This window comes from Actinoplanes sp. NPDC048791, assembly GCF_040650095.1.
Taxonomy (GTDB): Bacteria; Actinomycetota; Actinomycetes; order Mycobacteriales; family Micromonosporaceae; genus Actinoplanes.
On record NZ_JBEZGQ010000154.1, the window covers coordinates 1 to 12342 of the forward strand.

The window sequence follows — 12342 nt, forward strand, 5'->3', positions numbered from 1 at the left end:
GGCGGCCCGCGCGGCGGACGGAGCCGGGAGGCTGACGACCGCGAGGGCGGCGGCGACAATTGCCGCGACGCGTCGGCGGTTCGTGGCGGCGGCGCCGGCCGATCCCGCCAGGCTGGTAATTTTCACGGCCTGCGCACTCCTTCTCACTCTGAGTAACTATGTGACGCCGTCAGCAGCGAGGGCCGCCTCCGTCCGTGGCGAGAACATCGGCGGTCCCGGCGTCATCCTGAGCAAGACGTCTCACGAATCGGCGGCGCCCACCGGCCCGGTCAGCACGCCGTCGACGAGGTCGAGCACGGCGTCGGCCGTGAACGGTTTGGCCAGGTAGTAGTCGACGCCGCCGGCCCAGGCCCGGGCATTGGCGTCGGACTCGGCCGCCGCGGTCAGCATGAGCACCGGCACCGGCTCGCCGGGCTGGGCCCGGATGGTGCTGAGCACCCCGAAGCCGTCCAGGCCCGGCATCATCACGTCCAGGATCACGAAGTCGGGCGGGGCCGCCTGCACCTCCCGGACGGCGGCGAGCCCGTCCACCGCGACGCTCACCTCGTACCCGTCCATCTCGAGGACGTCGGTGAGCAGTTGCCGGATCGCCGGGTCGTCGTCGACCACCAGGATGCGTGCCATCGATTCCTTCTTCCCGCCTCAGTGCCTGCCGTGGCTGTGCCAGAGCCCGGCCTGGCGCGACGCCTCGTCGGCGGCACGGCGCCAGTCCACGGCCTGGGCCTTCAACTGGGGGTGGGACAGCAGCTGAGCCAGCTCCTCCTCGTGCCGGCCGGCGGCCGGGCAGGCGGACTCGGTGCCCTGGATCAGCAGGTGGGCCGTCCGCACCGCCGCGGCCACACCCAGCCCGGAGAGGTCCGGCGTCTGCTCGGCGTCGCGCTGGGCGACGGCGGTGACGATCGGCGGCGGCAGCCCCCACAGGTGCAACAGCTCCACCCCGACGTCACGGAACGGGACCCCGTCCCGGGTCTCCGCGTCCAGATCGACCGCGGACCCCTCCTTGTCCCCCACCGCGGCCAGGCAGACCAGCCGCCCGACGTCCTGCAGCAGCGCCGCGGCCTGCGCGTGCGGCCGGTTCGCCGGGGAGGCCACGAAGTCCACCAGGCAGGCGGTGGCCACCGCGTGCCGCCAGGCGGTGCGCAGATGATCCTCGATCGCCGGGTCCCAGGCCGAGGTCGGGCGCAGCACGTGTCCCGCGCCGGCCACCGCCTGCACCATGGGCACACCCATCGCGTTGACGATCGACTCGACCGAGGAGTTGCGCGGGCGCGAGCCGAAGAACCGCGAGTTCGACAGCTGGAGCAGCTTGGCGGTCAGGCCGACGTCGTGCATGGCCATCTGCACCGCGTACGACAGGTTGGCGTCCGGGGCGAGCAGGCCGATGATCCCGTCGGTGTGCTCGGGCAGGGTCGGGATGGCCCGGACCCCGCCGGCGATCCGCCGCGCCTCGTCCTGATGGGCGCTGGAGGTCCGGATCAGCAGCTGCTCGATGACGGCGATGAGGCTCTCGGCGTCGGACGGCTTGGTGAGGAAGCGGTGCCCGGCCACGGCCACCTGGATCGCCGCCTCCGGCTCGATGTGCCCGGACAGCACCACCCGGGCCACCTCGGGGTGCCGCCGGCTGACGTTGGTGAGCAGCTCGGCGCCGTCCATCCCGGGCATCCGCATGTCCGAGACCACCACGTCGTACGGCTGCTGGGCGAGCAGCTCCAGAGCCTCGGCGCCGTCGGAGACGAACGCCATCTCCCACTCGCCCCGCTTGCCCCGCAGTGAGCGGCGCAACCCGTCGAGGATGCGCGGCTCGTCGTCGACGAACAGGGCCCGGGCCTTGCTCATGCGGAGGCGTCCGGCTTGCCGGCGATGGGCAGGCGCAGGATGAACTCCGTCCCCTCACCCACCACGGACCGCACCTCGATGCTGCCGCCGTGCTTCTCCAGCACCGCCCGGGCCAGCGCCAGACCCTGCCCGGTGCCCTTGCCGACCTCCTTGGTGGTGAAGAACGGCTCGAAGATCGACTGCTGGATGTCCGCGGGGATGCCGGTGCCGTTGTCGGCGAAGGTGAGCACCGCGGTAGGGCCGTCCACGCGGGAGCTGATCCGGATCTCACCCCGTTCGGCCTGGTCCTTGAGCGCGTCGGCCGCGTTGACCAGCAGATTGAGGAAGACCTGGTTGAGGTCGCCCAGGTGGCACAGCACGTCGGGCAGCTCGCCGAGGTCCAGCACCACGTCGGCGACGTACTTGACCTCGTTGCGGGCCACCGTGAGGGTGGTCCGGACGGCCTCGTTGAGGTCGGCGTACGACTGCTCGGTGGAGTCCTTGTAGCTGAACGACTTCATCGCCCGGACCAGCGAGGCCACCCGCTCGACGCCCTCCAGGCTCTGGCTCACCGCGGCCGGGATCTCGGCGGAGAGGTATTCGAGGTCGGCCTTGGCCTCGGCCCGCTGGGCGCGCTCGGTGCGCTCGCTCCACTGCAGCTCCCCCAGCGCGGGCGCCATGCACTCCCGGTAGACCAGCAGCAGGTCGAGCATGTCCTGGTACGCGTCGGCCAGGAACCGGGTGTTGTCCCCGACGAACTGGATCGGCGTGTTGATCTCGTGGGCCAGCCCGGCCGAGAGCCGGCCCAGGGACTCCAGCTTCTGGTCGTGCCGCGCCTCGAGCTCGGCGCGCCGTACCTCGGTCATGTCCCGGAAGGTGACCACCGCACCCGGCTGCCCACCGCCGGTCTCCAGCGGTGCGACCGAGCACGCGACGCCGAACGTGGTGCCGTCGCGGCGCACGAAGGTCTCGTCGACCGTCTGCACGGACTGCCCGGCCGTGCGGGTGTGGCGCAGCGGGCATTCGCTCTCCGGCTGCGGCGTGCCGTGCCACGGCACCGCGTGCACCGTGGCGTGCACGGAGAGGCCGAGCAGGTCCTTCTCCGCCCAGCCGAGCATCTCCGAGGCGGCCCGGTTCATCGAGGTCAGCTTGCCGTCGCCGTCGACCGTGTAGAGCCCCTCGGCCATGTCGTCCATGATCACCGAGCGGAACGCCTGGGCCTGCTCGCGTTCGGTGACGTCGACCAGCACCAGGCCGACGCCCATCATCCGGTCCTCCACCCGCACCGGGTAGCAACCGGCGAGCCACGAACGGGGACCGTCGGCCTCCCCCGGCGACGGGGCCGTGACCACCGTGCCGACGATCGCCGTCTCCGTCTGCCACGCGCGGTGGTAGTTCGCCTCGATCTGCGGCCACACGCCCGGCAGCACCTCATGGACCGACCGTCCGAGCTGCTCGGCCCGCGGGCCGCTGCCCATGGCGGCCAGCGTCTCGTTGACGCGGATCAGCCGGGAGCCGCTGTCCACGAAGCCGAACCCGGCCGGCGCGGCCGCCTCCAGGGCCTCCAGCAGGGAGAGGGTCTCGGTGACGCAACGCCGGGTGCTCGTCAGCTCGTCGCGCAGCGCCGCCCGCTCCTCGACATCCGTGCCGGCCGCGATCCACGAGCCGGGCCGGGCGTCCACGGGAGTGAACCGCACGCGGTGCCGGCCGAACGAGCCGTCCGCCCGCTTGAGCCGGCACTCGAGCTCGTACGGCGTCGCCCCCGCCACCCGCGCCGCGGACTCCACGGCCGCGAGGTCCTCCGGATGCACCAGGGAGCTCCACGGCTCGCCCGGACCACCGGGGCCACGGTTGGCGTACTCGATCTCGCCCGCCTCGGTGAGCACCCAGACGGCGTACGGCAGCGCCGCGGCGAGCACGGCGGCGTCGATCCCGGGCGGCAGCGGACCGGCCGGGGCCGCGGCCACCTGTGGCGCTCGACGTCCAGACACGTTTTGCCCTTCTCAGCGACCGGGGCGGTGTGCACCCTCCTTGCTGCCCATCGGCCACCCGTGTCCGGATCTGAGCGTCACGCCCGCGCCGATGTCAGACGGCCCGGCTGAGCCACTGCTGGTTGGCGCCCGTGCCGCAGGCGTACTGGATGAGCCGTACGCCGTCCGCGGTCCCGCCGCTGATGACGTCCAGGCACCGGCCGCTGTGCCGGGCGACGAGCCGGTAGTAGCCACCGCCGGCGTCCTGCACCTGCCACTGCTGGTTGGTACCCGTCCCACAGGTGTACTGCACGACCCGGGCGTTGTCGGCGGTCGACGCGTCGGCCACGTCCAGGCACTTGCCGCTGTGCCGGGCCTCCAGTTGCACGTAGCCGTTGCCCAGTTCGCGGCGGTGCCACTGCTGGTTGAGGCCGGTGCCGCAGGTGTACTGGATCGCCTCGGCGAGATCGGCGGTCGAGCCGCCGACCACGTCGACGCACTTGCCGGAGTGCCGCGCGACCACGGTGCTCCAGGAGCCCGCCGGCCCGGCGACCGTGCCGGCCGCGGTGTCGATGACCAGCGACGGGAAGTAGTCCAGGGCCAGCGTGGTGGCGCTCGGGAAGCGCAGCGGCGCCCAGACGTAGCGGGAGTCGTTCACCGTGCCGCCCAGCGAGTTGCCCCAGCGGTCGCCCAGGTACAGGTACGCGGTCCCGGCGGTGCCCGCGACCGGCAGGACGTACGCGGTCTGCGACCCGTACGCCGTCGCGTCGCCCACGTTGCTCCAAGCGCTCCACGGGCCGGTGATGCTCGTGGCCGACGAGTACTTCTGCTGGTTGGGGTTCCAGCCGGTGGCCCCGGAGGTGAGCATGAAGTAGACGCCGTTGCGCTTGAACAGCGCCGGCGCCTCCCGCACGTCGCCGGGCCAGCTGCGGACCAGCGCGGCGACGCCGGTGTAGTCACTGGTCAGCCGGTAGACGTTGAGGTCGCGGTTCTCGTTGGCCGAGGACACCATGTAGCCGGTGCCGTCGTCGTCGACGAACGTGGTGATGTCCCGCGACATGTGGGTGCCGAGCGGCCGGAAGCTGCCCCGGTACGTGTAGGCACCGTCCACAGTGCTGGACACGGCGACCGCGGCTCGCGCCTGGGCATAGTCGGTCGCGGTCTCCTTGTGCATCCACATGACGAACTGCCGGGTGCTCGCGTTGTACATCACCTTGGGCCGTTCGATGTTGGCACTGGCCAGCTCGGCGGCCGACGACTGGGTGAGCACGTGGTTGCGGAACTCCCAGGTCTTGAGGTCCGTCGAGCGGTACGCCGAGACGTACCGGAAGGTGTTGTCGGCGTTGCGGTTCTCGCCGAACCAGTAGTAGTACGCACCGACCTTGAGCACGCCGCCGCCGTGCGCGTGCACCACAGCCCCGGAGGTGTCGGTGAACTGGGTCCCATTGGCCACCGTCACCGGCGCCGCGAGCACCGGCGCCCCGGTGAGGGCGAGGACCGTGGCGGTCCCGGCAAGAACGGCGAGGAGGGCCCGCGCGCAGCGTCCGAGCGGCATCACGACCTGCTTCCCAATCGGTGACGATCTATGTGACCGTTAACACAGATTGCCCGCAGGTTTCCGTCGTGTCAACAACGCCGGGCCGGTCAGCGGCGCACGCCCACGGCGACCAGAACGGCCCGGGCCGCGTCGGCCGCCGGGTGCAGGATCGAGGAGTGCACCCACCGCCCGGCTGCGGCGACCGCGTGCCACACCGGCAGGACGATCCACCGCCAGCACCAGGCAATCGCCAGTCCGGCCGGCCGCAGCACCCACCGGTAGAACTGCCGCAGCAGCCGGCCGGCACCGCGCCACCCGGCGGCCAGCACCGCGCCGATGCCCCGGCCTGCCGCGGCGAGCACCCACCACACTCCACGCCACACCGGCGCGGTGACCGCCCACAGCCAGACGAGAGGCACGACCAGCAGGTAGTGCAACAGCAGCGCGAAGGGCCGCAGCAACTGCCGCCGGTGCCGCCACAGCCACTGCGCCGGCACGACGATCAACCACCGCGCCAGCCACCCCAGCGCCGGCCGCAAGGCCCGCTGCCACAGCCAGGCCGCCGGGAGGGCAACCAGGTAACGCCACAGGAAGCCGACCGGCACCACGACCAGATAACGCCACAGGAACGCGACCGGCACCGCGACCAGGTAGTGCCACAGGAACGCGGCCGGGACCGCCACCGCGTAGTGCCAGAGCCAGGCCAGGGGCCGGCCGACGTAGCGGGCCAAGAACCGGCCGATCAGCCGGAACAGCTCCCACAGCAGCCGGAACGGCAGGACGAAGACCACGGCGAGGACCCGGATCGGCCAGTGGATCCAGGCGGGAGGCGGCTGCTCGGACATGGCCGCCCACGGTAGCCGACCTGCGCGAACGCCGTCCTAGCGGCCGGCCACCCGCTTGGCGATCCGGTACGCCAGCACCCCGCCCAGCACCCACGGCGCGCCGACGATGATCGGGTCGATCCACTGGTGCCGGACGTCGGTGCGCTTGCGGCCGAACCGCGACGCGATGCCGTGGTGGCTGAATTCGCTCAGCACCCCGGTCTCGGTGATCGGATTGTCCGGGTGCAGGCTCGCGAACGAGCGCAGCGTGCTCTCCACGGTGTCCACCCGGTCGGCGGCCAGCAGGAGCAGCCAGTGCGCGGCCCGGCCCTCGCTGTACTGCTTGTAGGCGTACTTGCGGATCACTCCGGACAGGCCCTTGGGCGGGCAGGACGTGCCGAAGACCGGGGTGAGGAACTTGTGCTCGATCGAGCGTTCCCGCGGCCACTTCTCCGGCTGGCGTTCCGGGAATTCCCAGTGCGCGCCGCTGAAGGTCGGATCGAACTGCTCCCTGGGCACCGAGGGCCGGTCCTTGGGATCCAGATCCACGCCCCAGCCCGGGATGCGGGCGCGCAGCTGGTCGCTCGACTCGGCCAGCTTCGGCTTCTCCGGTGTGTATGCCATGACAAACCTCCGGTCGGGTCAGGCGGCGTTCGGGACGATGAGCGGCTTGATGCAGTTGTCGAGCTTGGCCGAGAAGATGTGGTAACCCTCGGCGATGTGCTCCAGCGGGATCCGGTGCGTGACGATGTCGCTGGGCTTGAGATAGCCGTTCTTCACGTGCTCGAACAACCGGGGCCACTGCCGCTTCACCGGGCACTGGTTCATCCGCAGGGTGAGGCCCTTGTTCATGGCGTCACCGAACTTGACCGCGCTGAACATCGGTCCGTAGGCCCCCATCACCGAGATGGTCGCGCCCTTGCGTACCGAGTCGATCGCCCAGTTCAGCGCGATCGGCGACCCACCCTGCAGCTTCAGCTTGCTGGACGTCACGTGCTGCAGGAAGTTGCCGTCCGCCTCCGCGCCCACGGCGTCGATCGCCACGTCGGCACCCAGGTGGTCGGTGATCTTCTTCATGTGCACGACGATGTCGTCGTACTCGGTGAAGTTGTACGTCTCGGCGTGGGCGAACGTCCGCGCCTTCTCCAGCCGGTACTCCAGGTGGTCGATGACGATGACCCGGCCGGCGCCCATCAGCCACGCCGACTTGGCCGCGATCAGCCCCACCGGTCCGGCCCCGAAGACCACCACCACGTCGCCCTCGACGATGTCGCCCAGCTGGGCGCCGAAGTAGCCGGTGGCGGTGGCATCGGTCAGCAGCACCGCGTCGTCCTCGTCCATCCAGTCCGGGATGAGGCTGGGCCCGACGTCGGCGAAGGGCACGCGGACGAACTCCGACTGGCCGCCGTCGTAGCCGCCGGTGGTGTGCGAGTAGCCGTAGATCCCGCCGACCGCGGTGGCGTTGGGGTTCACGTTGTGACAGTTGGCGTACAGGCCGCGGGCGCAGAAGAAACACGTACCGCAGAAGATGTTGAAGGGGACCATGACCCGGTCGCCCGGCTTGAGGTTGCGCACCGAGGAGCCCACCTCGTCGACCACGCCGATGAACTCGTGCCCGAAGGTCATGCCGACCCGGGTGTCGGGCATCATCCCGTGATAGAGGTGCAGGTCGGAGCCGCAGATCGCGGCCCGGGTGACCCGCACGATCGCATCGTTGGGATGCTCGATCACCGGGCGGTCCTTCTCCTCGACCCGGACCCGGTACGGACCGCGATAGACCATTGCTCGCATCTTGTACCTCCCGCGGGCCCGGCTACCCGAAGCGTTCCGGGGTAAACGCCGCGTCCCCCGCTCGGGCCATGATGAGCGGATGCGGGTCTCCCTCGGCGACGTGTCTCTGTTCTTCGATGTCGAGGGGTGCGCCCTGGTGCCCGAGGGCGCCGCCATGCGCGAACGCCGCACTCTGGTGCTGCTGCACGGCGGCCCGGGCGCCGACCACAGCCTGTTCAAGCCGGAGTTCACCGAGCTCGCCGACATCGCCCAGCTCATCTACCTGGACCAGCGGGGCTCCGGCCGGTCAGACCCCGGCGCGCCGGCCACCTGGACCTGGACGCAGTGGGCGGACGACGTCGCGAAGTTCTGCGCCGCTCTGGCCATCCCTCGGGCCGTCCTCGTCGGCTCCTCCAGCGGCGGTCTGGTCGCCCTGCACTGCGCCGCCCGCCATCCCGGCCTGGTCGCCGGACTGGTCCTGGACAGCACCCTAGGCGTACCCACCTCGCTCGAGGAGACCCTCGCCGTGTTCGACCGTCGCGGCGGGCCGGTCGCCCGTGCGGCGGCGCAGCGTTACCTCACCGGCGACACCAGCGACGAGGCCACGGACGCCTGGCGCGAGCACGGCCTGCCGCTCTACGGCAGCGCCGCCGCCTCCGCCGATTTGGAGCAGCGGCGCGCCCGGGCCCGCATGAACGAAGACGTGCTGACGCACTTCCGGCAGGGCGGCTGTGGACCGGCGGACCCGGCCGGGCAGTTGCCGGCTGTCACCTGCCCCACCCTGATCCTGGCCGGCGAGGACGACCCGGTCTCACCGGCCGCCGCCGCCCGGCGGCTGGCTCGTTCGCTCACCCGGGCGACGGTCACCGTCGAGATCATCACCGGAGCCGGGCACGGGACCTTCCGCCAGGCCCCCGAGCGGGCGTTCGCGCACGTCCGCCGGTTCCTCGCTGACCTCGGCTGAGCCGCCCTCTCAGCCGCGGACGAGGGCGAGGATCGTGTCCATGGCCTTGCGGCGGTCCGCGCCCGTGCCGAGCAGGCCGTCCGGCACGATCAGCTCGTCCAGGCCGAGCTCGTTATAGCCGGCGATGTCGCGGGCCAGCTGCTCGGGCGAGCCGCCGATGACCGGCATCGACAACCCTTCGGGCACGGGCCCGCCGACCACCGTCAGCGCCTGCGCGGTGCGCGCGATGGACTTCGGGTCGCGTCCCTGCTCGGCGCAGAAGCGGTCCAGCACCGCCGACTTGTGCGTGATCAGGTCCGGGCGGCCCCACGCGTTCCAGGCGTCGGCGTAGCGGGCCACGATGCCCAGCATCCGCCGCTCGCCGCTGCCGCCGATGAGGATCGGCAGCGGGTCCTGGACCGGCTTGGGCTCGCAGACGGCGTCCTTGAGCTGGTAGTACTGGCCGTCGACGGTGGTCGTGGGCTGCCGCAGCAGACCGTGCAGGACCTCCAGGGCCTCCACGAAACGGTCCAGGCGCTGCTTGACCGGCGGGAGCTCGATGCCGTACTGCTCGTGCTCGTTGATCTGCCAGCCGGCGCCGACGCCCAGGGTGAACCGGCCGCCGGTGATCCGGTCGACGGTGGCCGCCATGTTGGCCAGCACCGCCGGGTGCCGGTAGGTGTTGCCGTAGACCAGCGTGCCGATCCGCACCCGGGGCACAACCGCGCCGAGCGCTGCCACCAGGGAACCGCACTCCAGTACGGGGGCGTCGGTCGGCCGGCCGCTGCCGGCGTTCGGCATGAAATGGTCGGCGATGTGGACGCCGTCCCAGCCGGTGTCGGCCGCGTGCCGGGCCACCTCGAGGACCTCACCGTAGGGTTGCCCGGCGCCGGGCCAGATCGAAAGTCGCATACCGGCACCCTGCCACGGCGTCCGGCGCCGGCCCCGGACCGGGGCGCTGATCGGGCGGGCCGGCGCGGTACCGTCATAGACGGTTGCCGATAGGACGGAGTGGCGCGATGACGCAGGAACTCCAGGAGGACTTCACCGATCCGGCGTTCCAGGCCGATCCCCACCCGGTGTACGCCCGGTGGCGCGCCACCACCCCGGTCCGCCGCGTCCGGCTCCCCAGCGGAGTCAACGCCTGGCTGGTGACCCGGTACGAGGACGCCCGTCAGGCCCTCGCCGACCCGCGGCTGTCCAAGGCCCACCCGGTCGGACAGGCCACCGACCGCGCCCTGCCGCCGTTGATCAACGCCGCCATCTCCCGGCACATGCTCTCGGCCGATCCGCCCGACCACACCCGGTTGCGCCGCCTGGTCGCCGGGGCCTTCACCGCCCGGCGCATCGAGGCACTAAGGCCGCGGATCGAGGAGATCACCGAGGAGCTGCTGACCGCGATGGCCGGCCGGGAGCAGGTCGACCTGATCGACGCGTTCGCGTTCCCGTTGCCGATCCAGGTCATCTGCGAGCTGCTCGGGGTGCCGGCGGCCGACCGGGACTCGTTCCGCACCTGGTCGAACATCATCGTGGCCGGCTCGGCGAACCGTGAGCAGCTGCCCGGCGCGATGCAGGCGATGGTCGCCTACATCCGCCGGCTGATCGCCGAGCGGCGCGCGCATCCGGGCGACGATCTGCTGTCCGGCCTGATCGGCGTCCGCGACGAGCAGGACCGGCTGTCCGAGGACGAGCTGTCCTCGATGGTCTTCCTGCTGCTCATCGCCGGTCACGAGACCACGGTCAACCTGATCGGCAACGGCGCCTGGCTGCTGCTCGACCGGCGCGAGCGGTGGGACCGGCTGCGCGCCGAACCGGCGTTGCTGGCCGGCGCGATCGAGGAGTTCCTGCGCTTCGAGGGGCCGGTCGAGACCGCCACCTTCCGCGTCGCGACCGAGGAGCTGGAGATCGGCGGCACCACCGTCCACGCGGGCGACGCGGTGCTGGTGGCGCTGCTCGCGGCCGACCGCGACGAGGGGCGGTTCCCGGAGCCCGACGAGCTGCGGCTGGACCGCGCCCAGAATCCGCACCTCGCCTTCGGCCACGGCATCCACTACTGCCTCGGGGCGCCGCTGGCCCGGCTGGAGGCCCAGGTCGCCTTCGGCCAGCTGCTGGCCCGCTTCCCGCAGCTGCGACTGGCGGTGCCGGCCGGCGAACTGACCTGGCGCCCGGGTCTCATCATGCGCGGACTGCAGAGTCTGCCGGTTGTCCCGGGCCCGGCCGACCAGCCGGCCGCCTCGCTCAACCGCTGAGCGAGCACGTGTTGGCCAGGTCGCCCGATTCCGGGCGGGCCACCGTGTGGCTGGGCGGGGGTACGGCCCGGCGCTCGGTCCAGCCGGTCAGCGCCGTGAACGCGGTACGGAAGCACGGCAGGATCGGGCGCAGCCGGTCGGGATAGGCGTCGTACAGGCCGTCGACGTGGTTGCCGCCCTCGATGCGGTAGTAGCGGAACATCCGGTCGCGGTGGCGGTCGCGGACCATGGCGGCGTACACGTCGGAGTCCTGGGTGATCGGCAGCAGCGTGTCCAGGGTGCCGTGCAGGGTGATCAGCGGTCGCTGGATCCGCCCGGTCAGGGCGATCCGGGCGATCGCCGCGCGGACCCCCGCGGGCCGGGTCGCGTAGTCGTAGTCGGCGTCGCAGGCCGGCGTGCCGGAGGCGCAGAACGGGGTGCCCGCCTCGGCCGGGCCGTCGTAGCCGGGGTCGAGCTCCTCGCGGTAGATGCGCTGGGTCAGGTCCCAGTAGACCCGGTAGTGGTAGTCCCAGAGGAACTCCGAGCCCGGTGCGAACCCGGCGGCCAGGATCTCGCCGTCCGCCTGCCGGGGGTACGCCCGCAGCGCCGGCGGCAGGAAAGTCAGCAGGCTGGGCTTGGCCGGGTGCCACAGCGTGCCCTCCCAGTCGACGCCGCCGTCGAAGAGCTCGGGGTGGTTCTCCAGCTGCCAGCGCACGAGGTAGCCGCCGTTGGACAGACCGGCCGCGTAGGTGCGCCGGGGCTGGTGGCCGTACCGCTGCTTGACCGCGGCCCGGGCGGCCCGGGTCAGCTGGGTCACCCGCTGGTTCCATTCCACGATGGCGTCGCCGGGGCGCAGGCCGTCGCGATAGAACGTGGCACCGACGTTGCCCTTGTCGGTGGCGGCGAACGCGTAGCCCTGGGCCAGCACCCAGTCGCTGATCGCGAAGTCGTTGGCGTACTGCTCGCGTACCCCGGGTGAGCCGGCCACGACCAGCCCGCCGTTCCAGCGTTCCGGCAGCCGGAGCACGAACTGCGCGTCGTGGTTCCAGCCGCGGGTCGTGTTGCCCGTCGACGTATCCGGGAAGTAGCCGTCGATCTGCACGCCGGGCACGCCGCTGGGGTTGCGGGCCCCGGCCGGGGTCAGCCCGGCCCAGTCGGCCGGGTCGGTGTGGCCGGAGGCCACGGTGCCCGCGGTGGTGAGGTCGCTCAGGCAAGCGGCCTGCTGACGTTCCGCGCCGGGCACGGTGGGTGCGGC

General features: G+C 71.9%; 11 protein-coding genes. 2 read left to right on the forward strand and 9 right to left on the reverse strand.

Translation table 11 applies throughout. The annotated features are described in order from the left end of the window. Positions 1 to 240 precede the first annotated feature (240 nt). From AB0C29_RS14430 to AB0C29_RS14460, 7 genes are all read right to left on the reverse strand, one after another. Positions 241 to 624 carry a response regulator transcription factor gene (locus tag AB0C29_RS14430; RefSeq protein ID WP_360553586.1) on the reverse strand — a complete coding sequence of 128 codons (384 nt, stop codon included), beginning with the start codon at positions 622 to 624 and terminating at the stop codon, positions 241 to 243. Between the two features lie 18 nt (positions 625 to 642). Continuing rightward, positions 643 to 1836, reverse strand: a complete 1194-nt coding sequence (locus AB0C29_RS14435) for a response regulator (RefSeq protein ID WP_360820145.1) — start codon at positions 1834 to 1836, stop codon at positions 643 to 645. After that, entirely contained in the window at positions 1833 to 3806 is a 1974-nt protein-coding gene (locus tag AB0C29_RS14440; protein ID WP_360820148.1) for a PAS domain-containing protein, read from the reverse strand. The genes AB0C29_RS14435 and AB0C29_RS14440 overlap by 4 nt, the downstream gene beginning before the upstream one ends. A 94-nt stretch (positions 3807 to 3900) precedes the next feature. Then, positions 3901 to 5340 (reverse strand): RICIN domain-containing protein, encoded by a 1440-nt coding sequence (locus AB0C29_RS14445; protein ID WP_360820151.1) that lies wholly within the window; start codon positions 5338 to 5340, stop codon positions 3901 to 3903. Positions 5341 to 5429: 89 nt separating this feature from the next. Then, positions 5430 to 6167 carry a hypothetical protein gene (locus tag AB0C29_RS14450; RefSeq protein WP_360820153.1) on the reverse strand — a complete coding sequence of 246 codons (738 nt, stop codon included), beginning with the start codon at positions 6165 to 6167 and terminating at the stop codon, positions 5430 to 5432. Between the two features lie 36 nt (positions 6168 to 6203). Then, a complete protein-coding gene (locus AB0C29_RS14455) occupies positions 6204 to 6770 on the reverse strand; it encodes a hypothetical protein (protein WP_360820155.1) in 567 nt (188 codons plus the stop codon). An 18-nt stretch (positions 6771 to 6788) separates the two neighbouring features. Further along, entirely contained in the window at positions 6789 to 7928 is a 1140-nt protein-coding gene (locus AB0C29_RS14460; protein ID WP_360820158.1) for a zinc-dependent alcohol dehydrogenase, read from the reverse strand. 88 nt (positions 7929 to 8016) lie between these two features. Here AB0C29_RS14460 and AB0C29_RS14465 point away from each other — a divergent pair, with 88 nt between their 5' ends. Continuing rightward, complete coding sequence (locus tag AB0C29_RS14465; protein ID WP_360820161.1) at positions 8017 to 8880, forward strand: alpha/beta hydrolase; 864 nt, start codon at positions 8017 to 8019, stop codon at positions 8878 to 8880. A gap of 9 nt (positions 8881 to 8889) precedes the next feature. Here the strand turns inward: AB0C29_RS14465 and AB0C29_RS14470 are convergent, their stop codons facing one another. Beyond that, positions 8890 to 9771: a TIGR03560 family F420-dependent LLM class oxidoreductase gene (locus AB0C29_RS14470; RefSeq protein ID WP_360820164.1), complete on the reverse strand. Its 882-nt coding sequence runs from the start codon at positions 9769 to 9771 to the stop codon at positions 8890 to 8892. A gap of 107 nt (positions 9772 to 9878) precedes the next feature. Between AB0C29_RS14470 and AB0C29_RS14475 the strand changes: the two genes are divergently transcribed. Beyond that, positions 9879 to 11108 (forward strand): cytochrome P450, encoded by a 1230-nt coding sequence (locus AB0C29_RS14475; RefSeq protein ID WP_360820167.1) that lies wholly within the window; start codon positions 9879 to 9881, stop codon positions 11106 to 11108. On the opposite strand, the gene AB0C29_RS14480 is transcribed toward AB0C29_RS14475, so the two are convergent. Further along, positions 11098 to 12342 (reverse strand): tannase/feruloyl esterase family alpha/beta hydrolase (locus tag AB0C29_RS14480; protein ID WP_360820170.1); only part of this gene is annotated, 1245 nt, incomplete at its 5' end. The genes AB0C29_RS14475 and AB0C29_RS14480 overlap by 11 nt on opposite strands.

What these genes read in the sequence shown, in the direction of transcription:
- AB0C29_RS14430 (WP_360553586.1), bottom strand. Translation starts at nt 624, where the DNA reads ATGGCACGCATCCTGGTGGTCGACGACGACCCGGCGATCCGGCAACTG.
- AB0C29_RS14435 (WP_360820145.1), bottom strand. Translation starts at nt 1,836, where the DNA reads ATGAGCAAGGCCCGGGCCCTGTTCGTCGACGACGAGCCGCGCATCCTC.
- AB0C29_RS14445 (WP_360820151.1), bottom strand. Translation starts at nt 5,340, where the DNA reads ATGCCGCTCGGACGCTGCGCGCGGGCCCTCCTCGCCGTTCTTGCCGGG.
- AB0C29_RS14450 (WP_360820153.1), bottom strand. Translation starts at nt 6,167, where the DNA reads ATGTCCGAGCAGCCGCCTCCCGCCTGGATCCACTGGCCGATCCGGGTC.
- AB0C29_RS14455 (WP_360820155.1), bottom strand. Translation starts at nt 6,770, where the DNA reads ATGGCATACACACCGGAGAAGCCGAAGCTGGCCGAGTCGAGCGACCAG.
- AB0C29_RS14460 (WP_360820158.1), bottom strand. Translation starts at nt 7,928, where the DNA reads ATGGTCTATCGCGGTCCGTACCGGGTCCGGGTCGAGGAGAAGGACCGC.
- AB0C29_RS14465 (WP_360820161.1), top strand. Translation starts at nt 8,017, where the DNA reads ATGCGGGTCTCCCTCGGCGACGTGTCTCTGTTCTTCGATGTCGAGGGG.
- AB0C29_RS14470 (WP_360820164.1), bottom strand. Translation starts at nt 9,771, where the DNA reads ATGCGACTTTCGATCTGGCCCGGCGCCGGGCAACCCTACGGTGAGGTC.
- AB0C29_RS14475 (WP_360820167.1), top strand. Translation starts at nt 9,879, where the DNA reads ATGACGCAGGAACTCCAGGAGGACTTCACCGATCCGGCGTTCCAGGCC.